At 67.3% G+C, this 24,181-nt stretch carries 24 protein-coding genes, 1 tRNA gene and 1 riboswitch; of the genes, 10 read left to right on the top strand and 15 right to left on the bottom strand.

Going from position 1 to position 24,181, the window contains the following annotated elements; all coding sequences use genetic code 11:
* Positions 1–14: 14 nt before the first annotated feature.
* A complete protein-coding gene (locus tag ACE3TE_RS00175; protein WP_374601085.1) occupies positions 15–839 on the bottom strand; it encodes a UDP-2,3-diacylglucosamine diphosphatase in 825 nt (274 codons plus the stop codon).
* Entirely contained in the window at positions 836–2,560 is a 1,725-nt protein-coding gene (locus ACE3TE_RS00180; RefSeq protein WP_374601461.1) for a lysophospholipid acyltransferase family protein, read from the bottom strand. The genes ACE3TE_RS00175 and ACE3TE_RS00180 overlap by 4 nt, the downstream gene beginning before the upstream one ends.
* A gap of 223 nt (positions 2,561–2,783) precedes the next feature.
* On the opposite strand from ACE3TE_RS00180, the gene metK reads away from it, so the two are divergent.
* The 3 genes from metK to ACE3TE_RS00195 all read left to right on the top strand — a co-directional run bounded on the left by metK (position 2,784) and on the right by ACE3TE_RS00195 (position 4,712).
* Positions 2,784–3,998 (top strand): methionine adenosyltransferase, encoded by a 1,215-nt coding sequence (gene metK / locus ACE3TE_RS00185; RefSeq protein WP_374601087.1) that lies wholly within the window; start codon positions 2,784–2,786, stop codon positions 3,996–3,998.
* 139 nt (positions 3,999–4,137) lie between these two features.
* Complete coding sequence (locus ACE3TE_RS00190) at positions 4,138–4,407, top strand: YlcI/YnfO family protein (protein ID WP_374601089.1); 270 nt, start codon at positions 4,138–4,140, stop codon at positions 4,405–4,407.
* Entirely contained in the window at positions 4,404–4,712 is a 309-nt protein-coding gene (locus ACE3TE_RS00195) for a type II toxin-antitoxin system RelE/ParE family toxin (RefSeq protein ID WP_374601090.1), read from the top strand. Before ACE3TE_RS00190 ends, ACE3TE_RS00195 begins: the two co-directional genes overlap by 4 nt.
* 34 nt (positions 4,713–4,746) lie before the next feature.
* On the opposite strand, the gene ACE3TE_RS00200 is transcribed toward ACE3TE_RS00195, so the two are convergent.
* From ACE3TE_RS00200 to ACE3TE_RS00210, 3 genes are all read right to left on the bottom strand, one after another.
* Entirely contained in the window at positions 4,747–5,853 is a 1,107-nt protein-coding gene (locus tag ACE3TE_RS00200; protein WP_374601092.1) for an McrC family protein, read from the bottom strand.
* A gap of 155 nt (positions 5,854–6,008) precedes the next feature.
* Positions 6,009–8,147: an AAA family ATPase gene (locus ACE3TE_RS00205; protein ID WP_374601094.1), complete on the bottom strand. Its 2,139-nt coding sequence runs from the start codon at positions 8,145–8,147 to the stop codon at positions 6,009–6,011.
* Between the two features lie 117 nt (positions 8,148–8,264).
* Positions 8,265–8,561 carry a type I restriction-modification enzyme R subunit C-terminal domain-containing protein gene (locus ACE3TE_RS00210; RefSeq protein ID WP_374601096.1) on the bottom strand — a complete coding sequence of 99 codons (297 nt, stop codon included), beginning with the start codon at positions 8,559–8,561 and terminating at the stop codon, positions 8,265–8,267.
* 55 nt (positions 8,562–8,616) lie between these two features.
* Positions 8,617–8,707: riboswitch (S-adenosyl-L-homocysteine riboswitch) on the top strand.
* 59 nt (positions 8,708–8,766) lie between these two features.
* Here ACE3TE_RS00210 and ahcY point away from each other — a divergent pair.
* A complete protein-coding gene (gene ahcY, locus ACE3TE_RS00215) occupies positions 8,767–10,203 on the top strand; it encodes an adenosylhomocysteinase (protein ID WP_374601098.1) in 1,437 nt (478 codons plus the stop codon).
* Between the two features lie 119 nt (positions 10,204–10,322).
* Here the strand turns inward: ahcY and ACE3TE_RS00220 are convergent, their stop codons facing one another.
* Entirely contained in the window at positions 10,323–10,877 is a 555-nt protein-coding gene (locus ACE3TE_RS00220; RefSeq protein WP_374601100.1) for a DUF3228 family protein, read from the bottom strand.
* Between the two features lie 205 nt (positions 10,878–11,082).
* On the opposite strand from ACE3TE_RS00220, the gene metF reads away from it, so the two are divergent.
* The 3 genes from metF (at position 11,083) to ACE3TE_RS00235 (ending at position 13,571) form a co-directional block, all read left to right on the top strand.
* Positions 11,083–11,907 (top strand): methylenetetrahydrofolate reductase [NAD(P)H], encoded by an 825-nt coding sequence (gene metF, locus ACE3TE_RS00225; RefSeq protein ID WP_374601102.1) that lies wholly within the window; start codon positions 11,083–11,085, stop codon positions 11,905–11,907.
* A gap of 22 nt (positions 11,908–11,929) precedes the next feature.
* On the top strand, positions 11,930–12,598 hold the full coding sequence (locus ACE3TE_RS00230; protein WP_374601104.1) for a DUF4124 domain-containing protein: 669 nt from the start codon (positions 11,930–11,932) through the stop codon (positions 12,596–12,598).
* Between the two features lie 61 nt (positions 12,599–12,659).
* Complete coding sequence (locus ACE3TE_RS00235; RefSeq protein WP_374601106.1) at positions 12,660–13,571, top strand: branched-chain amino acid transaminase; 912 nt, start codon at positions 12,660–12,662, stop codon at positions 13,569–13,571.
* An 82-nt stretch (positions 13,572–13,653) separates the two neighbouring features.
* On the opposite strand, the gene ACE3TE_RS00240 is transcribed toward ACE3TE_RS00235, so the two are convergent.
* From ACE3TE_RS00240 to ACE3TE_RS00280, 9 genes are all read right to left on the bottom strand, one after another.
* Entirely contained in the window at positions 13,654–14,940 is a 1,287-nt protein-coding gene (locus ACE3TE_RS00240; RefSeq protein WP_374601108.1) for a sensor histidine kinase, read from the bottom strand.
* A 3-nt stretch (positions 14,941–14,943) separates the two neighbouring features.
* A complete protein-coding gene (locus ACE3TE_RS00245; RefSeq protein WP_374601110.1) occupies positions 14,944–15,624 on the bottom strand; it encodes a response regulator transcription factor in 681 nt (226 codons plus the stop codon).
* Between the two features lie 4 nt (positions 15,625–15,628).
* Positions 15,629–16,105 carry a hypothetical protein gene (locus ACE3TE_RS00250; RefSeq protein ID WP_374601112.1) on the bottom strand — a complete coding sequence of 159 codons (477 nt, stop codon included), beginning with the start codon at positions 16,103–16,105 and terminating at the stop codon, positions 15,629–15,631.
* Positions 16,106–16,364: 259 nt separating this feature from the next.
* Entirely contained in the window at positions 16,365–17,288 is a 924-nt protein-coding gene (rimK, locus tag ACE3TE_RS00255; RefSeq protein WP_374601114.1) for a 30S ribosomal protein S6--L-glutamate ligase, read from the bottom strand.
* Positions 17,285–17,758 carry an ATP-dependent zinc protease gene (locus ACE3TE_RS00260; RefSeq protein ID WP_374601116.1) on the bottom strand — a complete coding sequence of 158 codons (474 nt, stop codon included), beginning with the start codon at positions 17,756–17,758 and terminating at the stop codon, positions 17,285–17,287. The genes rimK and ACE3TE_RS00260 overlap by 4 nt, the downstream gene beginning before the upstream one ends.
* Positions 17,759–17,762: 4 nt before the next feature.
* Entirely contained in the window at positions 17,763–19,421 is a 1,659-nt protein-coding gene (locus ACE3TE_RS00265) for an acetolactate synthase large subunit (protein WP_374601118.1), read from the bottom strand.
* 26 nt (positions 19,422–19,447) lie between these two features.
* Positions 19,448–20,596, bottom strand: coding sequence for an L-lactate dehydrogenase (locus ACE3TE_RS00270; RefSeq protein ID WP_374601120.1), 1,149 nt, complete (start codon positions 20,594–20,596; stop codon positions 19,448–19,450).
* 3 nt (positions 20,597–20,599) lie between these two features.
* On the bottom strand, positions 20,600–22,225 hold the full coding sequence (locus tag ACE3TE_RS00275; RefSeq protein WP_374601121.1) for an FAD-dependent oxidoreductase: 1,626 nt from the start codon (positions 22,223–22,225) through the stop codon (positions 20,600–20,602).
* A gap of 8 nt (positions 22,226–22,233) precedes the next feature.
* Positions 22,234–22,307 (bottom strand) — tRNA-Gly (locus ACE3TE_RS00280).
* Positions 22,308–22,373: 66 nt separating this feature from the next.
* Between ACE3TE_RS00280 and thiS the strand changes: the two genes are divergently transcribed.
* The 3 genes from thiS to trmB all read left to right on the top strand — a co-directional run bounded on the left by thiS (position 22,374) and on the right by trmB (position 24,171).
* On the top strand, positions 22,374–22,574 hold the full coding sequence (gene thiS / locus ACE3TE_RS00285) for a sulfur carrier protein ThiS (RefSeq protein WP_374601123.1): 201 nt from the start codon (positions 22,374–22,376) through the stop codon (positions 22,572–22,574).
* A gap of 66 nt (positions 22,575–22,640) precedes the next feature.
* Positions 22,641–23,444 carry a thiazole synthase gene (locus tag ACE3TE_RS00290; protein ID WP_374601125.1) on the top strand — a complete coding sequence of 268 codons (804 nt, stop codon included), beginning with the start codon at positions 22,641–22,643 and terminating at the stop codon, positions 23,442–23,444.
* 13 nt (positions 23,445–23,457) lie between these two features.
* Entirely contained in the window at positions 23,458–24,171 is a 714-nt protein-coding gene (gene trmB, locus ACE3TE_RS00295) for a tRNA (guanosine(46)-N7)-methyltransferase TrmB (protein WP_374601127.1), read from the top strand.
* Positions 24,172–24,181 lie beyond the last annotated feature (10 nt).

Genomic DNA, 24,181 nt, shown 5'->3' on the forward strand with positions numbered 1-24,181 from the left:
GCGTGAGTCTGTCTTCAGGCAGCGAGACCGGGCTGGGCCGTGGCGCTGACCATCGGTGTCGACATCCGCGCGGGCAGCCGCGCCAGTTCGCCGCCGTCGTGCCGCAGCAGCACCAGCGAACCATCGGGCTCCTCGGCCAGCGCCGTCAGGCTTTCGACCCAGTCGCCGTCGTTGGCGTAAACCAGACCATTCCGTTCGTACAACCCGGCACGATGGATGTGGCCGCAGACGATGCCGTCCAGGCCGCGGCGGCGGGCGTCGTCCAGGCCGGCCTGCACGAAGCGTGCGATGTAGCGCTCGGCGGCGGCGCTTCGCGATTTCAGGAAATCGGCCAGCGACCAGTAGCGCAGCCCCAGCCGCCGGCGCACGCGGTTGGTGATCCGGTTACCGGCCAGGATGCGCTCGTAGAGCCAGTCGCCGAATCGTTCCTGCAGGTTGCCGAACTGGGTGAGCGCGTCGTAGTCATCGCCGTGCGTCACCAGCAGGCGACGGCCGTCGGCGGTCACGTGGATAGCGCGCCGGCGCAGTCGCATGTTCGGCAGCACCAGGCCGCAGAAGTTGCGCACCGGGCGATCGTGGTTGCCGGGCACGTACACCAGTTCGGTGCCGGCGCGGGCCAGCGCCTGCAGGGCGTCGATGACGCGGCGCTGGTCCGGACCCCAGGCGGCGCGACGTTCGGCCATCCACCACAGGTCGACGATGTCGCCGACCAGGTACAGCCGGCGCGTGTGCAGGCCTTCGAGGAAATCGGCCAGTTCGGCCGCGTGGCAGTGCGCCGAGCCCAGATGCACGTCGGAGACGAAGACGGCCCGGTGGCGCGGGGCCGTCAGCGTCTTCACGCGGCCTCCGGCCCGGCGGCGGCGCGCTGCGCCGACGGCTCGAGGTAGCGCTCGCGCTTGCGCGGCCGCACCCGCGCAAGATCGAGTTCAATTAACCCGTCCACCGAATGATTGAAGTCCGGATCGACGCCAAAGGCCAGGAAACGCGCGCCGCCGGGTTCGCACAGTTCGGTGTACTGCTTGTAGAGCGTCGGCACGCGCGCACCCAGCGAACCCAGGTTGGCCTTGAGGAGACGGAAGGCGTCGTCGGCACCCAGGTCGCCGAAATCCGGCGGCGCGGCCAGGAAGCGGAAAGGCCGGTTCGCGGCGACGCCGTCGGCGGCATCACCGAAGTAGCGCGTGTAGTAGGCAACCATCTGTTCGCGCGCGGCCAGCGGCAGGTCGGCGCTGATCGACACCGGCCCGATCAGGTAGCGAACGCCCGGCTGGTGCCGCAGGTATGCGCCGATGCCCAGCCACAGGTAATCCAGGCTGCGGCTGCCCTGGTAGGCCGGCGCCACGAAGCTGCGGCCCAGTTCGACGCTTTGCATCAGCCGGGGCAGCAGGTGGCAGGGGAAGGTGAACAGCGACGCCGTGTACAGGCCCGCCAGGCCACGCTCGGCGAACACGCGTTCGCAGGGTGCGACGCGATAGCCGCCGGCGATTTCCAGCGCCTCGCCGTCCCAAAGCACGATGTGGTCGTACCAGGTGTCGCAGGCGTCCAGGTCCAACCGCTGGCCGGTACCTTCGCCCGCGGCGCGGAAGGTGAGTTCGCGCAGGCGGCCGATTTCCCGCAGCAGCGGCGAGTCGGCCGACAGCGGGCCGGCGTGGATGCGCTTGCCGTCGGGCGTGCGGCCCAGCAAGGGCATGCGTGAAAGCTCCCGCACCAGCAGCCGGCGATCCACCGCGTGCGCCAGCGGCTGCGGGCCCTCGGGTTTCGCCTCGCGGCGCGAGCCAATGGCGCCCAGGGCCTGGCGGACCGCCTTCAGTGCCCGGCGATCGGGCTCGTCGGCGACGATGCGGCGGGCCTGGCCGATGCGCAGGCCGATGCGGCTGCCGCGCCGGGCGAAGACCTCCCGCGCCAGCATCAGCATCCCGGCCGGACGGTACAGCGCCGATACGCCGTAGAACAGCATCGAATTGCGCGCCTGCACCTGCACCGGCAGCACCGGCGTATTGGTGCCGCGGGCGAAGCGCAGGAAACCCCGCCGCCAGCGACCATCGCGCACGCCGCGCCAGCCCAGGCGCGACACTTCGCCGGCGGGGAAGACGATGACGCACTGCTCCTGCTCCAGTGCGGCCTCGACCGCGCGCAGCGACTCCGCCGTCGGCCGCCCGCCCACGATGCGCACCGGCAGCAGCAGGTCGCGCAGCGGCGACACCGCGCCGAGCAGTTCATTGGCCACCACGCGTACGTCGCGGCGGACACTGCCGACCAGGTGCAGCAGCGCCAGCGCGTCGAGCGCACCGCTGGGGTGGTTGGCGACCACCAGCAGGCGGCCGGTTTCGGGAATGCGTTCGCGTTCGACCTGGTCGACCGTGTAGCGCACGTCCAGGTAGCGCAGCGCGGCTTCGACGAAGGCCAGGCCGCGCAGGTGGCCGTGGGTTTCCAGGAAATCGCCGGCTTCGGCCAGGCCCGACATCTTTTGCACCTTGCCCAGCAGGGGTTTCACCAGGCGGGCGTGTGGGCCCTGGAACCAGCGGGGATGGCGCGCGGCCATCTGGCGCTCGATATCAAGCATGTCGCGTCCGCGGACGGGGGAATTGCCGCGAAGCTTGGGCGTGCCGGCTTGCAGCGGCATGACCCGCAGGCGTCAGGACCGTGACAGCCCGGGCGGGAAACAGCCAGGCCGGGCTTAACGACATAGAAACGGCCGGCGCGGCAGGATGCACCCCGGGGCCGGGGCGTGTATCATTTCGCCCCTTCACCCATCCTTTCATCGCAATCAAAGGATATAAGCCCGAATGTCCAGCTACCTCTTCACCTCCGAGTCGGTTTCCGAAGGCCACCCGGACAAGCTCGCCGACCAGATTTCCGATGCGGTGCTGGACGCGATCCTCGCCCAGGACCCGAACGCGCGCGTCGCCTGCGAAACCCTGGTGAAGACCGGCGCCGCCATCGTCGCCGGCGAGATCACCACCTCCGCCTGGGTGGACATCGAGGAGCTGACCCGCAAGGTCATCAACGACATCGGCTACGACAATTCGAACGTCGGTTTCGATGGCCACACCTGCGCGATCGTCAACATGATCGGCAAGCAGTCGCCGCACATCGCCCAGGGCGTGGACCGCAAGAAGCCCGAGGAACAGGGCGCCGGCGACCAGGGCCTGATGTTCGGCTACGCCTGCAACGAGGCGCCGGAGTACATGCCGGCCCCGATCTATTACGCCCACCGCCTGGTCGAACAGCAGGCCAAGGTGCGCAAGTCCGGCAAGCTCAAGTGGCTGCGCCCGGACGCCAAGAGCCAGGTGACCCTGCGCTACGACGGCAACAAGATCGTCGGCCTCGACGCCGTGGTGCTGTCCACCCAGCACGACCCGGGTGTGAAGCAGAAGGACCTGGTCGCGGGCGTGATGAAGCACATCCTCGAGCCGGTGCTGCCGAAGGCGTGGCTGAAGGCGCTGCCGAAGTCGAAGATCCACATCAACCCGACCGGCAAGTTCGAGATCGGCGGCCCGGTGGGCGACGCCGGCCTGACCGGCCGCAAGATCATCGTCGACACCTACGGCGGCATGGCCCGCCACGGTGGCGGTGCGTTCAGCGGCAAGGACCCGTCCAAGGTCGACCGTTCGGCCGCCTACGCCGCGCGTTACGTCGCCAAGAACGTCGTCGCCGCCGGCCTGGCCGACAAGTGCGAAGTGCAGGTTTCCTACGCGATTGGTGTTGCCGAGCCGACCTCGATTTCGGTCACCACCTTCGGCACCGGCAAGATCAGCGACGAGAAGATCGAGAAGCTGATCCGCCAGCACTTCGACCTGCGCCCCTACGGCATCATGAAGATGCTCGACCTGCTGCACCCGATCTACCGCCTCACCGCGGCCTACGGCCACTTCGGCCGCAAGCCCAAGCAGATCACCTACACCGACGCCAAGGGCAAGAAGCACACCGCCACGGCGTTCTCGTGGGAGAAGACCGACCGCGCCGACGCCCTGCGCAAGGCCGCCGGCCTCAAGAAGTAAGCCCACGCTTCACTGTGGGAGGGACTTCAGTCCCGAAGCTCCACCCGGAACGGGCCGCGAAAGCGGCCCGTTCCCTTTCTTGCACTTCCAACACCTCCGGCGCATCATGCATCGCATCTGCGATGCACGGCCCGCACCCATGAAAACCGCCACCCTCCCCTCCCTCCGCGTCGCCCCGGAGCTGCGCGAAGCCGCCGAGGAAGTCCTACGCGAAGGCGAGACCCTTTCCGCTTTCCTGGAGTCGGCCCTGCGTGCGCAAATAGAACAGCGGCAGGTTCAGGACGCGTTCCTCGCCCGCGGCCTGGCTTCGCGCGACCGTGCCCGGCGCACCGGCCGGTACATCCCGGCCGACGCGGTCGTGGCGCAGCTGCGGGCCCGACTTGAACAGGCCAAGAAACGATCCCGATGAACTTCAGCGTCCGCTTCACAGAAGAAGCCTTGGACGACCTGGACCGGCTCTACCAGTCCCACCTGGAACATTGTGAAGGCGATTGGCAAGCCGCCGAAGTAGCCATCGAGGCCATCCATCGCGGCCTGGCCTTGCTTGAGTCTTCGCCCTTCGCCAGCCGGCGCGCGCCCGGCACCGACCCGATGCACAGGGAACTCCTGGTCGGGTTCGGTGCGGCGGGCTATGTATTGCTTTTGGAGATCGACGCGGGCGGTTTCGTCACCGTGCTGGCGGCGAGGCACCAGCGCGAGGACGACTACCGCTGAACCGCCAACTCCTTGCGGAGAGTGGACAGTCAGATCAGACCGAACCATCCAGAAAGTAGAAACTACCGTGCCTGGCCGGAAAGTCATCGCTGCCGACATCGACACAAACAACATTCAGGCGAACCGGCGCCCCACCCCGCCGTTTCAAGTGGAAGACGGAGGGCGCGGCTGAGTCTATGGATGGATTCCAAGGATAGATCAGGTAGAAATCCTCACAACCGAAGGCGCTCGCATAGGCATTCATCTGATACACGTGCGACGCCTCAGGTTCGATACGCCCAGAACGACCAGGCGCCACTGCCGTCCACTTGGTGTCCGCGATAGCCGCCAGAGAATCGTTTCTACGCAACACCATATCCGGCTTCAATTTAAAGGCAGGATGAGAATCGCGCTCCTCCAATTCATGGCTTGTGTCTTGAACCGCCAGATCAATACCTAAGGGTCGGACGCGTTCTTTCAGGTTCGCTGCAATGGCCGCCTCGAACAGTCGATTCATGTCGAAGAGCATTTCGGGCGCTGCGCTACCACCGGAACGCAGATTTGGCGAGAGCAGCCTCAGTATCAGTTCCGCCCAACGGATCGCTGCTTGGTACCGAAGGGCCCGACGGTCCGGCGGCAATCCATCGATCAATGCGACGGCATCACGCACCAAGCCAGCGCCATCAAACGCCGCACTCAGCTCCGTCAATCGACGCGCAGCGTGGACACTCTCAATCCAAGGTCGAACGACCGCCATCGCGGCACGCAGAACCTGGTTCCTGGGGTTGTCTATTGATAGCTCGTCGAATCGGCAGCTAATTACGTCCGGACGCATGCCGTGTACAGCTGCCTGCCGCGGAACTTGCAGCCGACCACGAACCACACGCAAGTCATCATTTAGCGACTTGTACTGGCGAAGCAAACCACCTCGCGCCAACAACGCAACTTCGTCGAGGAAGGCACTAATGAATACGCCCAGCAGTGTCCTGCGCTCCACACTGTGACCGACAGCTCCCCGCGAATGGATAGGAACGCGTTTAGCAGCATGCAACAGCCTAAGAAACGCTCCGCGATCCGTCGGCGCATCGCTGGAAATACCTACCTTCGGCAGCACCTCGAGTACCCGACTACCCAGATTCACCAATCCAGCAAATTGGGACAACCGTACGCTCCGATTTCCAATCGTGCAGAAGCCGGGTCGGGCGCGGCCAATAGAGACAAGCACGTCCACTTCAGACGCGGAAAGGTCACGAGGGCCTTGTCCGACCGCAAGTGTTTCATGCTCCCACGCAGTTAATAGTGCGGGCATTTACAGAACTAGACAGCTTGGTAGAGGCTAGCGAAATCCAGCAGACTCCAGCCAGCCGGGTCCGTCACGCGATAGCGGAACCGCGGTGACAAGTCGCTGGCTTCGCCCCCCCCGAAGAGCTTGGGCGCCTCGAGCATCTCGCGAGCTATGAATGGCGAGCGCCCTGAACCGTTTGACAGAACCATCTCCACGCGACTCCAGTCGTCGAAAAAACACTCCTGGAGCAAGGGAATTATGCGTCCATGGAACGCCGACCTGAGGTCCGCGAGCGATCGGACGCTGGTCAGATAGGCGTGGCCGATCAGACGATCCCGGTCCGCCAAGAATTCGATTCGATCGTTGAGGGACCGCAACAGCCGAGCTAAGTCAACATTCTCGACGTGCCGGTCAATGACGGAGTACTCAGGGCCCATCTCGCGAAACTCGAAGCGACGACGCAACGCAATGTCCAGCAAGGCGATTGAACGATCGGCTGTATTCATGGTGCCGACAATGTCCAGGTTGTCGGGAACGCCGAATCGCTCGTCTTCGCCCTCTTCCAACCCCGTACCCGGCAACTGCACTTCCATGCCGGCCACAAGGTTCCCAGCCGTGTCATATCGGGCGCGTTTGTCGAGCTCGATCAAGGTAATCAGCTCACCAAAAACCTTGGCAATATCGGCGCGATTGATCTCATCAATAAACAATGCGTGGCGGCGCGTCGGGTTTGCTCTGGCCTCGGCACAAGCCTGCTTGAAAATGCCGTCAACCATCTGAAAACCTACGGCGGCACCGGAGTCAGGGTTGGCTACAGGCCGAAGCCCGATAACGAAGTCCTCGTAGGAATATGAGGGGTGAAAGGTCACCACCCGATATCGCTTTATTGCCGCCGCATTCTTGGCGGGACCAGCGGTCCAGCGATCATATAGCTCCGCTGCCTCGGCATCCTGATCCTGCCAATCCTTGACGACGGACCAAAAGGAATCCGAGTCCTTCTCGAATGTATAGGGGGCACGATGAATAGCCACATTCACCGTATTCGGTTCCCGGTTGGCGTGCTCTTGCAGGTAACCCCAAATGGTTGGACGAACCGTACCCTTTCGATTCCTTTGCGTGGCCTTTGCGCGAATTATTGGGTGATCTTCCAGGTCAGAAACCTTGGTGCGCGCCCCAGCTTGCGCCAGCGCCACAGCAATGACCGCGCGCCAACCGTAGGCTGCAACCAACTGAAGCTCCCAAGCCTTTCGATCAATATCCGCCGGCTGGTCTGTGTAGTCGCGGAACATCTGCTTCAGCCGGTAGGTCTTGCCGGTACCGGGAGGACCAAAAAGGATCAGATTCTTGGCGCGGACAGTCGCCTGGGTGTAGGCCGGCAGCGCTGGCTCGCTTACTCCTGCCGCCAACCCCTCGTCGTCTGTTTCCATTTCAGTCGAACCCTCGTTTGGCTTCTGCCACTCGTCCCGTAGGGGGTGCAGATAAAAGTCCAGATCCGAAACACCGAAACGCGCTTCTTGCACCGAACGAAGCTTGAACAGTTCATCGTCCAGCTGACGATCAGTCCATCTTCTCGTGATGTTGATTGGGGCGACGCCGAACCCAGCAAGGACGCGACGCCGGTCCCCATTACTGGAGATCCGTTCAACCCTATCCGGAAACAGAAAGTACCGGAGCATGTGACGGAATTGCCGCTCTCCTTCCATCGGCACGGTACCGATCCAGTCCATGAATTGATCGTAGTCCGTTAGCACTGTCCTTCTGGTCGCTTCCGGCAGCTGCTTGATCGCCTTGCCAAGCGCGATCAGGTAATTCACCTCGCGCCAGCGATTGGTATTCATGCCCATGCCCGCAGAGCCGATTCCATCTAGCAGGTCGTCAGCGAGTAGCGGATGGCCGGGATCGAGCGAGTCGCCCGACCAACCCCATACCTTGACGATACTCTCGCGCTTCATTTCCTCAGTGATGTTGCTGGGGAACAAGAGGAGCGCCCAGAGCATTTCAGCCATCAGCTTTCTGGCACCTGGCGCCGCGTCGGCGACCTGAAGGCCCAACTTTTCGTAAAAACTTCCATCCCCAGCGTCGGGCCGTTGAACTACGAAGCGGTCCAGCACGTCAAAGTTTGCTGCCGTCCAAACCTCCTCATCTGAGAAGACGCTGCCATCAGCGATCAAGCACTTATCTACCCATTTCTGAGCGGCAGCGATAATGGGCGCAGAATTATGCGGCGGGGAGTATCGGGCCACGGGACACCTTCAGTTCTGTTTTCTGAAACGGCGGCGACAGCGCTCTCAACCGTTGTAAAGATCGTCTTGAAAGCCAGTAAAGAGTCGGCGAATAAGCTCCGACGGCCCTAGCTCACGAACGGCATCGGCAATTGCATTGTTGTAGCGAAGTCTAAGCGATGGAGTCAGCTTCTCTTCGTCCAGCTCTTGAACACCCTCATGAACATACTGGTCCAAGACGAACTCGATGAATTCAGAGTGTCTATATTTGCCCCCTTTTGAGGCTATCTCGGGGAGCTTACCCATAACCGCCCAACGTCGGCATACCGGGCCAGGGGCCAGGTCCCCGGGGCGGACCCCCATTCATGCCTCCATCGCGAGACAGCGATATAATGGCCGCCGGCCCCCAAGGGCCCACCCCGCCGAGGGGCGCTGCAAGCCCGGCCACGCAACGTGGGCAAGGGATCAGGCTCGGCGAAGGTTCCAAGATCCAACGGCGCCCGGTTTCCCCCACCCCAACCCTCCCCCGCGAGCGGGGGAGGGGGAAAAGAACCGGAGCAATAAATCAATGAACGCTGTCACTCCCCTCCAGCACGACTTCAAGGTCGCCGACCTGTCCCTGGCCGATTGGGGCCGCAAGGAAATCGACATCGCCGAGCACGAGATGCCGGGCCTGATGTCCATCCGCCGCAAGTACGCCAAGGACGCCCCGCTCAAGGGCGTGCGGGTCACCGGGTCGCTGCACATGACCATCCAGACGGCCGTGCTGATCGAGACGTTGAAGGACATCGGCGCCGACGTGCGCTGGGCCTCGTGCAACATCTTCTCCACCCAGGACCACGCCGCGGCGGCCATCGCCCGCACCGGCACCCCGGTGTTCGCCTGGAAGGGCGAGACCCTGGAGGAATACTGGGACTGCACGCTCGACGCGCTGTCCTTCCCGGACGGCAAGGGCGGTTTCCTCGGCCCGCAGATGGTCGTGGACGACGGCGGCGACGTCACCCTGCTGATCCACAAGGGCTACGAGCTCGAGAAGGGCGACGAGAGCTGGGTGAACTCGGCTTCGGGCAGCCACGAAGAACAGGTGATCAAGAACCTGCTCAAGCGGGTCGCCCGCGAGCGCCCGGGTTTCTGGACCACGGTTGTGAAGGACTGGAAGGGCGTTTCGGAAGAAACCACCACCGGCGTGCACCGCCTCTACCAGCTGGCCGAGCAGGGCAAGCTGCTGGTGCCGGCGATCAACGTCAACGACTCGGTCACCAAGTCCAAGTTCGACAACCTCTACGGCTGCCGCGAGTCGCTGGCCGACGGCCTCAAGCGCGCGCTGGACGTGATGCTGGCCGGCAAGGTCGCCGTGGTCTGCGGCTACGGCGACGTCGGCAAGGGCTCGGCTGCCTCGCTGCGCGCCTACGGCGCCCGCGTCGTGGTCACCGAGATCGACCCGATCTGCGCGCTGCAGGCGGCGATGGAAGGCTTCGAGGTCAAGACCGTCGAGGACACCCTCGGCACGGCCGACATCTACGTCACCACGACCGGCAACAAGGACATCATCACCCTCGAGCACATGAAGGCGATGAAGGACCAGGCCATCGTCTGCAACATCGGCCACTTCGACAACGAGATCCAGGTGGACGCGCTGTACAACTCGGGCGCGGTGAAGACCAACATCAAGCCGCAGGTCGACAAGTTCACCTTCGACAGCGGCAATGCGATCTTCCTGCTGGCCGAAGGCCGCCTGGTGAACCTGGGCTGCGCCACCGGCCACCCGAGCTTCGTGATGTCCAACTCCTTCGCCAACCAGACCCTGGCGCAGATCGAGCTGTGGGCGAACCGGGAAAGCTACGAGCCCAAGGTCTACATCCTGCCCAAGAAGCTGGACGAGGAAGTGGCGCGCCTGCACCTGGAGAAGATCGGCGTGAAGCTGACGAAGCTCACCAAGGACCAGGCCGACTACCTGGGCGTGGCGCAGGAAGGTCCGTACAAGCCGGAGCATTACCGCTACTGAGGGATTCGCGCCTGAAGGCGCTCCTACAGTGGATTCGGGACGGGCGCCTTCGGGTGCCCGTTTCGTTTTGGGGACAGGTGCAATTTTCCTTTGTAAAATTGCACCTGTCCCCAGTCCGGTCAGCGCCAGTTGGCGTGGGTGTTCCAGAAGGCGACGGCGCGTTTGTAGGCCTCGCGGTCGATCGGCACCCCGCTGCCGCCCTCTTCCACGCCCAGCGCGTTGCGCAGCATGGTGATGGGCACCATCGGGATCTCGGCGGGTTCCATCGTGTACAGGCAGCCGACGATGCCCCAGTCGGCGTCGATGGTGGTGCCCTCCTTCGCCAGCTGCTCGCGGTCGTAGAGGATCGGCACCAGGTAGTTGGCCACCGGCGGCTCCAGGCCTTCGAACCAGCGCACCAGCACCGGCAATTCCGCCGGCGTGCGCGCCTCGTAAGCGCTGCGCAGCTGGTGCTGGTTGTCGGGCGTGATGGGGATGGCCGAGCAGCGGGTCGAGGTCCAGTTGCGGTGCACGTGAAGCTGGCAGAAGGGGGCGTAGCCGGGCAGCACGGCCTCTGGGGCCCCGGCGTTGAGCCGCTCGACGAAGGCTTCGGCGCTGGTGTCCTGGATGGCGGTGCGGCGGCCGTCGCCGGGGAAGAGGCGGCGGCGCGCGAAGTCGGTCATTTGGATGCTCATGGGTGAGATTGTCGGGAAAAACCGGGGGCGGGGAAACCGGGGGTGGGGAAAACCGGGGTCAGAGTCGAATTTCCGCATGAGAAACCCGAAACACCAAGAGTGATGCGGAGGAAATTCGACTCTGACCCCGGTTTTCCCGATTTCTCTACCCATCCATCCGGATGAAAGGATATAGTCGGCCCCATGCCCGCCCGAACCCGTATCCATGACCGCCATCAGCCTCGAGTTCTACCCGCCCAAGAACGACGAGCAGCGCAGCCAGCTCGAGCGCACGGTGCGCAAGCTCAAGCCGCGCAAGCCGGAGTTCGTGTCGGTGACCTTCGGCGCCGGCGGCTCGACGCTCAGCTACACCCCGGAAACCGTGCGCGGCCTGCGCGCCGACCATGGCCTGGATGCCGTGCCGCACCTGAGCTGCATGGGCGGCACCCGCGAAGAACTGGGCGAGCTGCTCGACACCTACAAGGCCATGGGCTGCACCCGCATCGTCGCCCTGCGCGGCGACCTGCCCTCGGGCATGGCCCGGGCCGGCGACTTCCGCTACGCGGCCGACCTGGTCGCCTTCATCCGCGAAACCCACGGCGACCATTTCCGCATCGAAGTCGGCTGCTACCCGGAAACCCACCCCCAGGCCGAATGCGCCCTGTCCGACCTGCGCAACTTCCAGGCCAAGGTCGCCGCTGGCGCCGATTCGGCGATCACGCAGTACTTCTTCAACGCCGACGCCTATTTCCGCTTCGTCGAGGACATGCGCGCGGCCGGCATCACGATCCCGATCATCCCGGGCATCATGCCGATCTCGAACTTCAGCCAGCTGCGGCGTTTCTCCGAGGCCTGCGGCGCCGAGATCCCGCGCTGGATGGCCAAGCGCATGCAGGCCTACGGCGACGACGCCGACAGCATCCGCGAATTCGCCGCGGACGCCGTGGCGGCCATGTGCCGCCGCCTGCTGGACGGCGGCGCGCCCGAACTGCACTTCTACACGCTGAACCTTGCCCGGCCGACCGAAGCCGTGCTGTCGCGCCTGGGCTGAAAATGGCGCTAGGCTGCGCGGCATGTCCCGCGTAGCCGCGTCCCTGCTGCTTGCCGCCACCGCGCTGGCCCTGCCGGCCGGCGCGCACGCGCAGGCGGTGAACCGCTGCGTCGGCGCCGACGGCCGCAGCATCTACAGCGACCAGCCCTGCGACAGCCTCAACGCAGTCGCGCGCCAGGCACCGCGGCGACCGGCCGCCGCCAGTGCCCACGGCTTCACCACCGGCACCGGCACCGTTGGCGCGGGCTGTTCGCGCAGCATCGACGCCCTGCTGATGGGCGTGCGCGGCGCGCTGGAGTCCGGCGACGTCAATCGCCTGGCCACGCACTACCACTGGACCGGCACCAGCGCCCGCGCCGGGCGCTACCTCATGGACGAACTCGAGGACATCGCGCGCCGCCCCCTCGTGGCCATCGACTTCGTTTATCCGGAACCGGTGCCCACCCTGCCGGACGCCTTCGATTTCGGACCGGCGCCGGCGGTCGCACCCGCCGCCGCCGCGCCCGAAGCCACCGAAGCCGCGCCATCCGGGTACCCGCTGGGCAACCGGGCCGGCCGCGCCGCGCCGAACCGCCAGGCGCGGCCGCGGTCGATTCGCATCGAACAGGCCAGCAGCGCCTCCGATCCCGGTTCGACGCGCACCGATTTCCTGCTGCGCCGGCACGCCGGCTGCTGGTGGATCGAACTCTAGGCACACGCCGCCGTCGCGGCCCAAGGCTAGAATGCCGGCTTCGCCACGGAGCCCCACACGCATGAACTACCCCGAACACATCTGGCACAACGGCCAGGTCAAACCCTGGGCCGAAGCCACCGTGCACGTCATGGCCCACGGCCTGCACTACGGCAGCTCGGTGTTCGAAGGCATCCGCAGCTACGCCACGCCGAACGGCCAGGCGATCTTCCGCCTCACCGAGCACCTGCAGCGCCTGTACGCCTCCGCGAAGATCTACGACATGCCGGTGCCCTACGACCTCGACACCCTGGCCAGGGGCTGCCGCGACGTCATCCGCGCCAACGGCCTGGAAAAGGCCTACCTGCGTCCGATCGCCTACCGCGGCCTGGGCGGCTTCGGGCTGTCGGCGGAAACGCCGGTGGACGTGGCCATCGCCGCCTGGCACATGGGCCCCTACCTGGGCCCGGACGTGCTGGATGCCGGCATCGACGCCTGCGTGTCGAGCTGGCAGCGTTTCGCGCCCAACACCATCCCGGCCGGCGCCAAGGCCGGCGGCAATTACCTGTCGGGCCAGCTGGTGGCGCGTGAAGCGCGACGGCTCGGCTTCGGCGAAGGCATCGCGCTCGCCTCCACCGGCCTGCTCAGCGAAGGCGCCGGCGAGAACCTGTTCCTGGTCTTCAAGGGTGCGCTGCACACGACGCCGGTCAGCGCCGCGCTGCTCAACGGCATCACCCGCGATTCGATCATGACCCTGGCGCGCGACGCGGGGCTGGAGGTCGTTGAACGCGACATGCCGCGCGAATACCTCTACCTGTGCGACGAACTCTTCATGTGCGGCACGGCGGCGGAAATCACGCCGATCCGCAGCGTCGACGGCCGCCCGGTCGGCACCGGCAAGCCCGGGCCGGTGACGCGCCGCATCCAGGACCTGTTCTTCGGCCTGTTCGACGGTGCGACGCCGGACAAACATGGCTGGCTGGAGAAGGTCTGACTCCTTCTTGTAGGAGCGGCTTCAGCCGCGAATCACTTCTTTGCCAAAGGCAAAGTCAAAAGATTCGCGGCTGAAGCCGCTCCTACAGGTCCTGGGTGAAGCGCAGGATCGCGACGGCGCCGTGTTCGGGGCGCGGTGCGATGCTGACTTCCCAGCCGTAGAGTTCGCACAGGCGGCGCACGATCGACAGACCGATTCCGCCGCCCACCGTACCGCCGGCCCCCGAGCCGCGGTAGCCGCGTTCGAACAGGCGGGCCGCGTCTTCTTCGCTCAGGCCCGGGCCGGTGTCCTCGATGCGCACCTGGTGGGCTTCGACCACCAGGCGGACCTCGCCTTCGGCGGTGTATTTGCAGGCATTGCCGAGCAGGTTGCCGATGGCCACCGACAGCACCGCTTCGGGCGCTTCGACCAGCGCCTGTTCGTCGCCCTCGCAGTGAACTTCCACCGGTTTGCCGCCCAGCTGGGTGCGCGCGGCGTCGGCGAGCTGCTGGCATAGCTTGAGCAGCGGGGTGTGGCCGGTGCCGCGCTCGTTGCGCGAAAGCATCAGCAGCGCCGTGGTCAGGTCGGTGCACTGGAGCGCGGCGCGGTCGATGCGCAGCAGGCGCTGGCGGGTCTTCTCCGGCAGGTCGGGATTGGCCAGCAGCAGTTCGGTGGCACCACGAATCACCGCCAGCGGCGTGCGCAGCTCATGGCTGACGTCGGAATTGAATTCGCGGTCGCGCTTGACCAGCGTGGTCATGCGTTCGGCGTAGTCATCCAGCGCCGCCGCCAGCTGGCCGACTTCGTCCTGGGCGAAATGCGGGGCCAGTTTCTCCGGGCGCTCGCGTCCGGCCAGGCCCTCGAGGCGCCGCGCCAGTTCGGTGACCGGGCTGATCACCCGCTTGGAGGACCAGAAGCCGATCACCAGCGACAGCAGCGAAAACAGCGCCACCACGCCGACCAGGGCATAGGTGAGCTGCTGCTGGCTCGTGCGTTCCTGGGAAATGTCGTAGGTCAGGAAGAACCAGTGCTCGGCGTCCTTCTTCACCGCCAGCTTGTAGGTGCGGGTGCGGCCGCGATCGTCGGTGTCGGTGATCTCGTGCACGCCGTCGGGCAGGTCGCGCCAGTTGAACGGCACGTTGCCGAAGCGGCGCTTGCTGTAGACGATGCCCCAGATCTTCTCGAACGGCAGGCCCAGGGCACCTTCCGGGTCCCCGTAGAAGCGTTCGGCGTAATCCCCGACGTTTTCGTACAGCGCCTCGCCGATCAGCTGGTCCTCCAGCTGTTCGCGCAGCAGCACCGTGGCCACGGCGAACAGGCCCGTCAGCCCGAAGCCGAGCAGGAAGAAGGACAGGATGATCCGGCTGCGGAGCCTCCGCCGGTAGCGCATGGCCTAGCCCGCGTCGGGATCGGCGATGCGGTAACCGATGCCGTGGCGGGTCTGGATGAGTGCCTTTTCGAACGGCTTGTCCACGGCCGCCCGCAGGCCGTGGATGTGCACGCGCAGCGAATCGGAGTCGGGCAGCTCTTCGCCCCAGACCCGGGTTTCGAGCTCCTGCCGGGTCACCACCGACGGCGAGGATTCCATCAGCGACTGCAGGATCTTGAGCGCGGTCGGGTTGAGCTGGAGCAGCTTGCCGCCGCGGCGCACCTCGAGCGTGTCGAGGTTGTATTCGAGGTCAGCGACGTTGAGCACGCGCGGCTGCGCGGCCTTGCCACGCCTGGCCAGCACGGCCAGGCGGGCTTCGACTTCCTGCAGCGCGAAGGGCTTGACCAGGTAGTCGTCGGCGCCTGAGTCAAAACCCTCGAGCTTGTTGTCCAGCGAATCCCGGGCCGTGAGCATCAGCACCGGGGTCTGCTTGCGGCCTTCCTGGCGAAGCTTGCGGCAGACCTCCAGGCCGTCCATGCCCGGCAGGTTGAGGTCGAGCACGATCGCGTCGAAGTCGTTGACCACGGCCAGGTGCAGGCCGGTCACGCCGTCGGCGGCGTAATCGACCGTATGCCCGCGGTCCTCGAGGTAGTCGCCGAGGTTGGCGGCGATGTCACGGTTGTCTTCGACGACGAGGATGCGCATCCGCTTACATCGAGTCCATGGCGTCTTTCTTGTGGATCGAGTTCTGCTGGCGATGCAGGCGCTCGCGGGAGTCTTCCATGAGGCGGCGACGCTCGGCGACGGTCTGGCAGCGGGTCACGTGGCGATGGCTGCCGGTCGGACGGCTGCGCTCGCAGACCAGGCGGCTGTCGTCACGGGCCTGGGTCAGGATGGTGTTGATGCGTTCCTGCTCGTTGAACACGGTCACCTTGGCCGGCTCGGCCAGTTCGGCGACCGAATCCACGCCCTCGAGTTCGCGGGAAATGCGGTCGAGCGCCTCGCGCACCTGGGCGCGGTCGTTGCTGGCGATCTCGGCGTAGGTCTTGCCGTCGGCAAGGTCTTTTTCGATCACGGCGCGCTGCTCGGCGAAGTCACCTTCGCTCAGGGCCAGCTGGGACTCCTGCGCGGCGAAGGCGAGAACCGGCGTCGCGGCAAGAAGGAAGGCGATCAGGGTCTTTTTCATGGGACGGGTCCTCGGGTCACGGAGCTGCGCGGATGGACTTTTGATTCTTACCACACGTCAAGGCTGTGTAAACAGGCCGAAGGTCCTGCAAACGCGCAAAGAAAGGCCCGGGAGGCGCCTTCGCGACTGACCCGGGCCGAAAGGTTGCTTACTGCCCCGATTGCCGTATTCCATGGAAACCGCTCTGACGAGGAGGACCACTGGTCTACCGGCCGAGCAAGCCTAGGCGCGAAGGTATTAAGGCCGCGTTAAATCCGCTTCAGCCTTTGGTTAATCCGCCGGCCCGCCGACGGGGGGCGCGGACGCGGGGCCGGACCCCGGCCGCCGTGAAGTCGACGATGGCCCCGGCCACATCCACGCCGGTGGCCCCTTCGATGCCCTCCAGGCCCGGCGATGAGTTCACCTCTAGCACCAATGGGCCGGATTTCGACCTCAGAAGGTCCACGCCTGCAACGCCGAGGCCCATCACCCGGGCGGCCCGCAGGGCGGTGTCGATTTCCGGCTCCGAGAGCTCCACCGGGCTGGCGCTGCCGCCCCGGTGCAGGTTGGACCGGAATTCGCCCTCGCCCGCCTGCCGGCGCATGGCCGCTACCACCCGGTCGCCGACCACGAAACAGCGCAGGTCGGCGCCCTTGGCCTCGGCCACGAACTCCTGCACCAGGAAGTTGGCGTACAGGCCACGGAAGGCTTCGATGACGCCGCGCGAGGCGCTGGCGGTTTCGGCCAGGATCACGCCGTTGCCCTGGGTGCCCTCGTTGAGTTTGATCACGTGCGGGGGCTTGCCCAGCATGCCGAGCAGGTCGGTGGTGTCGTCGGGGTTGTCGCCGAACACGGTGAGCGGCAGGCCCAGGCCCTCGCCGGCCAGCATCTGGTGGCAGCGCAGCTTGTCGCGGGCGCGCAGGATGGCGTCGGAGGGGTTCGGGCTGAAGGCACCCATCAGTTCGAACTGGCGCAGCACCGCGGTGCCGTAGAAGCTGACCGACGCGCCGATGCGCGGCACGACCGCGTCGATGCCGGCGAGCTCCTTGCCCTTGTAGCGCATCTGGAAACGCCCGGGGGCGATGGACATGTAGCAGCGCAGCGGGTCGAGCACGCGCACGACGTGGCCGCGTTCGCGCGCGGCCTCGACCAGGCGCTGGGTGGAATAAAGCTTGGCGTTGCGGGAGAGGATGGCGAATTTCACGGGGTCGGTTCCGGGGGTGGTTCCCCCTGCAGGAAGGAAGCAGCGGGATCCACGAGGAAGCGCCCGGCCAGCGCCGTGCGGCCAAGCAGCATGGGGAAAAGCATGTTGCGGCGCTGGGCGAGGTTCACTTCCCCCTCCCATTGCCGGCCCGCCAGGCAAAGGCGGGTCTGGATGAAGATGCGCTCGGTCCGGTGGCCACCGGAATCGGTGACTTCCCGGCGCTCGAGCACGGGCGACTCGGCGAAGGCCAGCGGCGCCTGGTAGCGACCGGTGTCGAGGCCGAAGCGCACCCACTCGACGCCGTCGCGATGGAAGGTTTCCTGCGATTCGACGTGCAGCGAAGAGCTGCGCGCGCCGGTGTCGACCTTGGCGCGGACGGCGACGATGCCCAGCGCGGGCAGCGCCAGCCATTCGCGCCAGCCCAGCAGCGGCAGGTCCGTGGCCGTTTCGACCGGGGAAGGCGCGGCCATCGGATCAGGGCGCCAGTTTGCGCTTGAGCGCACGCGCCACCGTCGGCGGCAGCCGCGGCAGCGTGCGCAGCAGCCAGGGCAGCACCCGGCGCTTGGCGCCGCCGAGCGATTCCGGCACGACGGCGTCGATCAGGTGCGGGCCGGGATGCGCCAGCGCGTATTCCAGCGCATGCGCGAAGGCTTCGGCGGTGTCCGCGCGCACCGCGTGCACGCCCATGCCCTGGGCCAGCCTCGCAAAATCCAAGCGCGGTCCGCCGATGTCGAGCTGGGAGCGCGCCTTGGGCCCGATGCGTTCGGCGCCGACGCGCTCGAGTTCGACGTTGAGCACGGAATACGAGGCGTTGTTGAAGATGATCGTGGTCACGTCGAGATTCTCGCGCGCCATCGTCCACAGCGCCTGCAGCGTGTACATCGCGGTGCCGTCGCCAACCAGGGCGATCACCGGGCGGTCCGGGCAGGCGACCGCGGCGCCGACGGCGTTGGGCAGCGCCTGGCCGATGGCGCCGCCGGTGAGCGTGATCAGGTCGTGGCGCGGGCCGCCCGCGGTCATGAGGCCCAGCATCAGCCCGGAGGTGATCGCCTCGTCCACGATGATCGCGCGCTCGGGCAGCAGGTGGCCGACGGCCTTGCAGACTTTTTCGGCGGTCAGCCGGCCGCGCGGGCGAGCCGGGCGCGACGCCGGCTGCAGCGCGGGCGCGGAGCCTCCGGCGCCGGTCGCGTCGACCAGCGCCTGCAGGCTGGTCGCCGCGTCCTGGTCCGGACGGCACAGCGTGTGCACCTGGCAGCCGGCGGGCACCAGTTCGCTGGCCTTGCCCGGGTAGGCGAAGAAGGACACCGGCGCCTTCGCATCCACCAGCACCAGGTGCTCGAACTCGGCCAGCTGCACGCCGGCCAGCTCGGCCAGGTAGGCGATGCGTTCGACCGGCGGCAGGCCGGCGCCGCGCTCGAGCCGGGTGGGGAACACCTCGGCCAGCAGCGTCACGCCGAAGCGGGCGGCAAGGCGACCCGCGGACACCAGCGCGGGTTCGCGCAGTGCGCGCCCGCCCAGCAGCAGCGCCGTGCGGCCGCCGCCGGCCAGCAGCTTCGCGATGTCGGCGACCGTGTCGGCGTCGGCGCCGGCCGGCGCCATCGGGGCCGGCGGCGCGGCGGGCGTGGCGCCCTCGCCCCAGGACACGTCGGCCGGCAGGATCAGCGTGGCCACCTGGCCCGGCAGCCCGCGGGCGGCGACCACGGCGTCCACGGCGTCGCGGCACAGGTCGCCGGTGCGCATCGAGGTGCGCACGAAACCCGGCGAGACGTTGCGCGCCACGGTTTCGATGTCCGACTGCAGCTGGGCGTCCAGCGGCATGTGGTAGGTCGCGTGGTCGCCGACGATGTTCACCACCGGTACCCGGCCCTTGCGCGCGTTGTGCAGGTTCGCCAAACCGTTGCCCAGGCCGCAGCCCAGGTGCAGCAGGGTCGCCGCCGGCTTGTCGGCCAAACGCGCGTAACCGTCGGCCGCGCCGGTCGCCACGCCTTCGAACAGCGCCAGCACGGCGCGCATGCGCGGCTCGTCGTCGAGCGCGGCGACAAAGTGCATCTCACTGGTGCCGGGGTTGCTGAAGCAGACCTCGATGCCGGCGTCGGCGAGGGTCTTCATCAGGGCTTGGGCGCCGTTGGGCATGGGACTCTCCGGTTCGATGGCCGCGCTCAGGCGCGGTCGAGGTGGTGGGGGCCGATGTCGGCGATGCGGGTGACGCCGGCCAGCGCCATCGTGACCTGCAGCTCGCGCCGCCAGCCTTCGAGCAGGCCGGAAACGCCGCGTTCGCCGCCGCCGGCGAGGGCCCAGGCCCAGGGACGGCCAATCATCACGCCGCGGGCGCCAAGCGCCAGTGCGCGAAAAACGTCCACGCCCGAACGCAGGCCGCCGTCCACCAGCACCTCGGCCCGGCCGTCGACGGCCGCGACCACCGCCGGCAGCCGCAGCGCGGTGGCGGCGGCGCCATCCAGCTGGCGGCCGCCATGGTTCGACACCACGATGCCGTCCGCGCCGGCAGTCACCGCCGCGTCGGCGTCGGCCGGATCGAGCAGGCCCTTCACCACCAGCCTGCCCTTCCAGCGCGCGCGCAGCCAGGCCACGTCGTCCCAGGTGATGGACGGGTCGAACTGGGCGTCGATCCAGGCCCGGAACGCATTGATGTCGCCGGCGACCGGCACGTGCGGGCCCAGGCTGCCGAAACCATGCGGCTTGCCGCGAATGCCGACGTCATGAAGCCAGCCCGGACGCGACAGCAGCTGGGAAAGCTTGAGCAGCTTCGGCCGCAGGCCCGCCTGGCCCAGGCCGTTGCGCACGTCGCGGTGGCGCGGCCCGGCCATCGGCAGGTCGACGGTGAAGACCAGGGTGCGCACGCCCGCGGCCCAGGCCGATGCCACCAGGGCTTCGACCACGCCGCGGTCGCGCAGCATGTACAGCTGGAACCAGGGCGGCGTGCCGGTGGCGGCGACTTCTTCGATGCCGCAGATCCCCACCGTCGACAGCGTGAACGGCACGCCGGCCGAGCGCGCGGCGCGGGCCGCCTGGACTTCGCCGCGGCGCGCCATCATGCCGGCCAGGCCCACGGGCGCAAGCACCAGCGGAAGCGCGCAGTCGTCGCCGAGCACGGTGGCCGAGCTGTCGATGCCTTCGACGTTGACCAGCACGCGCTGGCGGATCGCAAGCTCGCCCCAGGCCGCGGTGTTCGCCGACAGCGTCTGTTCGGCGCCGGCGCCGCCGTCGAGGTAGTCGGCCAGGAAGCGCGGCAGCCGCCGGCCGGCCAGGGCCTGGTAATCGGCGCAGGTGGCGGGGAAACGCCGGACCATGGTTCAGCCCCCCTCGCGCAGCGAGCGCACGGCGGCGCGCGCGGTCAGGATGCAGCCCGGCAGGAAGGTGCCTTCGAGCGAACGTTTGCCATTGCTGCCACCGCCGCCGAAACCGGCCGCCTCGCCCACGCAATACAGGCCGGGAACGGGGGCGCCGTCGGCACCCAGCACGCGGCTGGAAAGATCGGTACGCAGCCCACCCAGGCTCTTGCGGGTGATCAGCTGCATGCGGATCGCGATGAAGGGACCGGCGCCGGCCTGCTGCAGCGGCGCCGGCTTGCAGGTGCGCAGGCGGTCGGGCCGCCACTGCCGGGCTTCCTCGATGCGGCGCACCTGCGGGTCGTCGCGATACCCGGCATCAAAGGCATCAACGGTCGCCTGCAGCCGGGCGGCATCGACATCGTGGCTGCAGGTCAGCGCATTCATCTTCGCCGCCAGGCCGGCGAGGCTGTTGTCGACCAGGAAATCCTCGCTCTCGCGCTGCATCTGCGCGACGAGGCGGCGGTTGCCGGTGAGCGTTTCGAACACGAAGCGCAGGAACTGCTTGTCCCGGATGCGCGGATTGTGTTCGGCGCCGGAGATGGCGAATTCGCGCAGCGCGATGCGCCGGTTGAGCAGGTGCCAGGTCCAGGGTTTTTCCTGCTCCGCGACGCGCTGGCACAGCCAGTGGGTGTCGAAGCCGGTGACCAGCGGTTCGGGGCCGATGCGCTCGCCGCGATGGTCCAGCCACAGCGCCGACTTGCAGGGAATGGTCGAGAGCCCGTGGCCTTCGAAATGCGGGAAGGGGTGCGCGATGCCGGCCGCGTAGTTCCACATCTCGCCGGCATTGACGATGCGCCCGCCGAAGTCGTCCGCGACGTGGTGGTGCAGTCGGCCATCGGAATACGGATGCGCGCCGTTGAGCATGTGCGCCGGCATCGGCCGACCGGCCGGCCAATTCGCGCGGCACTGCGCGTGGCCGCCGTTGATGCCGCCCATCGCCAGCACCACCGCACCGGCGCGCAGACGGAGCTCGCGACCGCTGCTTTCATCCACCGCCAGCGCGCCGCAAACACGGCCGGCCTCCGACTCCAGCCCCAGCACGCGGTGCCGGTGCAGCAGCTGCAGCCGGCCGCCTTCGCCGGCGCGACGCATCGCCTCGCCCAGCTGGATGACAAGCTCGCGCGCCGTGCCCCAGACGACGTGGTATCGCGGCACCGAATTGCCGTCGCCGGCGCGGCCGCGTTCGACCCAGTTCACCGCCGGCAGGAAACGCAGGCCCTCGGCAAGCAGCCAGTCGTGCACATCGGGCCGCGAACGTTCGACGTAATGCCGCGCCCAGGCCAGGGAACATTCGTCGGCCGGGTCGAGTTCGCCGAAGGACAGCCAGTCGCGCAGCGCGATCTCGGGGGTGTCGTGGATCTTCGCCCGCGCCTGCAGCGGCGTGCCGACCAGGGCCATGCCGCCGAAGGCCCAGCGCGCCAGGCCACCAAAACGTTCGGGGGAATCGCGGTCGACCACCGCCACCGACATGCCGGCACGCAGGGCTTCGAGCGCAGTGACGATGCCGGCCAGGCCGCCGCCGACGACCAACACATCCACGCGGGGCACATCCACGACGGGCACGTCCACGGCGGGGATGGGACTCATGGCGGGATTGGAGCGGGTGATGGGAATCGAACCCACGTTAGCAGCTTGGGAAGCTGCAGTTCTACCATTGAACTACACCCGCGGTCGGCCGGGATTATGCAGCCCGACCGGTGGCCCCGCAATGCGCGCCAGGCGATAGAATCGCCGCATGCACATCATGCTCAATGGCCAGCCCACGGAACTCGCCGGCACCCCGACGGTCGCCGGCCTGCTCGAACAGACCGGCCTGGCCGGCCGCAAGGTGGCGGTCGAGGTCAACCAGGAAGTCGTGCCGCGCAGCCGGCACGAACAGCACGCGCTGGCGGAGGGCGACCGCGTCGAGATCATCCACGCCATCGGCGGTGGGTGAGATTTCCCTGAACCTGTTCTTAAAAAAGGGTTAACCCGCCCGGCAAAAGCGGCCATAATCAGGGGCATGACCCGCTCCCCAGACTCCCGGCCCGCCGATCCGCTGGTGATCGCCGGCAAGACCTACCAATCCCGCCTGCTCACCGGCACCGGGAAGTTCAAGGACCTCGACGAGACCCGCCGCGCCACCGAAGCCGCCGGCGCGCAGATCGTCACCGTGGCCATCCGCCGCACCAACATCGGCCAGACCCCGGGCGAACCGAACCTGCTCGACGTGCTGCCGCCGGACCGCTACACCCTGCTGCCCAACACCGCCGGCTGCTACACCGCCGACGACGCCGTGCGCACCTGCCGGCTGGCCCGCGAGCTGCTCGACGGCCACAAGCTGGTCAAGCTCGAGGTGCTGGGCGATCCGAAAACCCTCTACCCCGATGTCGTGCAGACGCTGGCCGCCGCCGAAATCCTGGTGGCCGACGGCTTCGACGTGATGGTCTACACCTCCGACGACCCGATCCTGGCCAAGCGCCTGGAAGAGATCGGCTGCGTCGCGGTGATGCCGCTGGCCGCGCCGATCGGCTCGGGCCTGGGCGTGCAGAACCGCTGGTCGATCCTGGAGATCGTCGAAAACGCGAAGGTGCCCGTGCTGGTGGACGCCGGCGTCGGCACCGCGTCCGACGCCGCCATCGCGATGGAACTGGGCTGCGACGGCGTGCTGATGAACACCGCGATCGCGGGGGCGAAGGATCCGGTGCTGATGGCCAGCGCCATGCGCAAGGCCGTCGAGGCCGGGCGTGAAGCCTTCCTGGCCGGCCGCATCCCGAAAAAGCGCAACGCCAGCGCCTCCTCGCCCCTGGACGGGCACTTCCTCTGAGGGGGGCCAGGGCATGACCGGAACCAGCGACCAAAGCCCCCCGGATCAGCCCGAGCGGCACCGCCCGATCCGCAGCTTCGTGCTGCGCCAGGGCCGCCAGACCGAGGCCCAGAAGCGCGCCTTCGAACTGCACTGGCCCCGCTACGGGCTCGACTACGCCGGCCAGCCGCGTGACTTCGACGCCGCGTTCGGCCGCCGGGCGCAGCGCGTGGTCGAGATCGGTTTCGGCAACGGCGAGCAGCTGCTGTTTTCCTGCGAACGCGAAAGCGCGCGCGACTTCATCGGCATCGAAGTGCACGGGCCCGGCGTCGGCCGGCTGCTCAACGCCGCCGCGGCCGCCGGCCTGCAGAACCTGCGTATCTACCAGCATGACGCCGTCGAAGTCCTGCGCGACGAAGTGGCGCCGGGTTCACTCGACGAGGTGCGCATCTACTTCCCCGATCCCTGGCACAAGAAGCGCCACAACAAGCGGCGGCTGGTGCAGCCGGCGTTCGTGGACCTGATCTGCCAGCGCCTGAAGCCCGGCGGCCTGCTGCACCTGGCCACCGACTGGGAAAACTACGCCGAACACATGTGGGACGTGCTCGACGCCGAACCGCGCCTGCACAACCGCGCCGCCCCCCGCGGCACCTCGCCCCGCCCCGAGTGGCGGCGGCAGACGCACTTCGAGACCCGCGGCCTGAAGCTGGGCCACGGTGTCTGGGACCTGCTCTACGACCGACGCTGAGGACGCCGCC

Origin of the sequence: Arenimonas sp., from assembly GCF_041919775.1 — a bacterium.
GTDB lineage: Bacteria > Pseudomonadota > Gammaproteobacteria > Xanthomonadales > Xanthomonadaceae > Arenimonas.

What these genes read in the sequence shown, in the direction of transcription:
- ACE3TE_RS00275 (WP_374601121.1), bottom strand. Translation starts at nt 22,225, where the DNA reads ATGAGTCCCATCCCCGCCGTGGACGTGCCCGTCGTGGATGTGCCCCGC.
- ACE3TE_RS00220 (WP_374601100.1), bottom strand. Translation starts at nt 10,877, where the DNA reads ATGAGCATCCAAATGACCGACTTCGCGCGCCGCCGCCTCTTCCCCGGC.
- ACE3TE_RS00265 (WP_374601118.1), bottom strand. Translation starts at nt 19,421, where the DNA reads ATGCCCAACGGCGCCCAAGCCCTGATGAAGACCCTCGCCGACGCCGGC.
- metF (WP_374601102.1), top strand. Translation starts at nt 11,083, where the DNA reads ATGACCGCCATCAGCCTCGAGTTCTACCCGCCCAAGAACGACGAGCAG.
- ACE3TE_RS00250 (WP_374601112.1), bottom strand. Translation starts at nt 16,105, where the DNA reads ATGAAAAAGACCCTGATCGCCTTCCTTCTTGCCGCGACGCCGGTTCTC.
- thiS (WP_374601123.1), top strand. Translation starts at nt 22,374, where the DNA reads ATGCACATCATGCTCAATGGCCAGCCCACGGAACTCGCCGGCACCCCG.
- ACE3TE_RS00260 (WP_374601116.1), bottom strand. Translation starts at nt 17,758, where the DNA reads ATGGCCGCGCCTTCCCCGGTCGAAACGGCCACGGACCTGCCGCTGCTG.
- ACE3TE_RS00195 (WP_374601090.1), top strand. Translation starts at nt 4,404, where the DNA reads ATGAACTTCAGCGTCCGCTTCACAGAAGAAGCCTTGGACGACCTGGAC.
- trmB (WP_374601127.1), top strand. Translation starts at nt 23,458, where the DNA reads ATGACCGGAACCAGCGACCAAAGCCCCCCGGATCAGCCCGAGCGGCAC.
- ACE3TE_RS00235 (WP_374601106.1), top strand. Translation starts at nt 12,660, where the DNA reads ATGAACTACCCCGAACACATCTGGCACAACGGCCAGGTCAAACCCTGG.
- ahcY (WP_374601098.1), top strand. Translation starts at nt 8,767, where the DNA reads ATGAACGCTGTCACTCCCCTCCAGCACGACTTCAAGGTCGCCGACCTG.
- metK (WP_374601087.1), top strand. Translation starts at nt 2,784, where the DNA reads ATGTCCAGCTACCTCTTCACCTCCGAGTCGGTTTCCGAAGGCCACCCG.
- ACE3TE_RS00240 (WP_374601108.1), bottom strand. Translation starts at nt 14,940, where the DNA reads ATGCGCTACCGGCGGAGGCTCCGCAGCCGGATCATCCTGTCCTTCTTC.
- ACE3TE_RS00230 (WP_374601104.1), top strand. Translation starts at nt 11,930, where the DNA reads ATGTCCCGCGTAGCCGCGTCCCTGCTGCTTGCCGCCACCGCGCTGGCC.
- ACE3TE_RS00180 (WP_374601461.1), bottom strand. Translation starts at nt 2,560, where the DNA reads ATGCTTGATATCGAGCGCCAGATGGCCGCGCGCCATCCCCGCTGGTTC.
- ACE3TE_RS00190 (WP_374601089.1), top strand. Translation starts at nt 4,138, where the DNA reads ATGAAAACCGCCACCCTCCCCTCCCTCCGCGTCGCCCCGGAGCTGCGC.
- ACE3TE_RS00270 (WP_374601120.1), bottom strand. Translation starts at nt 20,596, where the DNA reads ATGGTCCGGCGTTTCCCCGCCACCTGCGCCGATTACCAGGCCCTGGCC.
- ACE3TE_RS00290 (WP_374601125.1), top strand. Translation starts at nt 22,641, where the DNA reads ATGACCCGCTCCCCAGACTCCCGGCCCGCCGATCCGCTGGTGATCGCC.
- ACE3TE_RS00245 (WP_374601110.1), bottom strand. Translation starts at nt 15,624, where the DNA reads ATGCGCATCCTCGTCGTCGAAGACAACCGTGACATCGCCGCCAACCTC.
- ACE3TE_RS00210 (WP_374601096.1), bottom strand. Translation starts at nt 8,561, where the DNA reads ATGGGGGTCCGCCCCGGGGACCTGGCCCCTGGCCCGGTATGCCGACGT.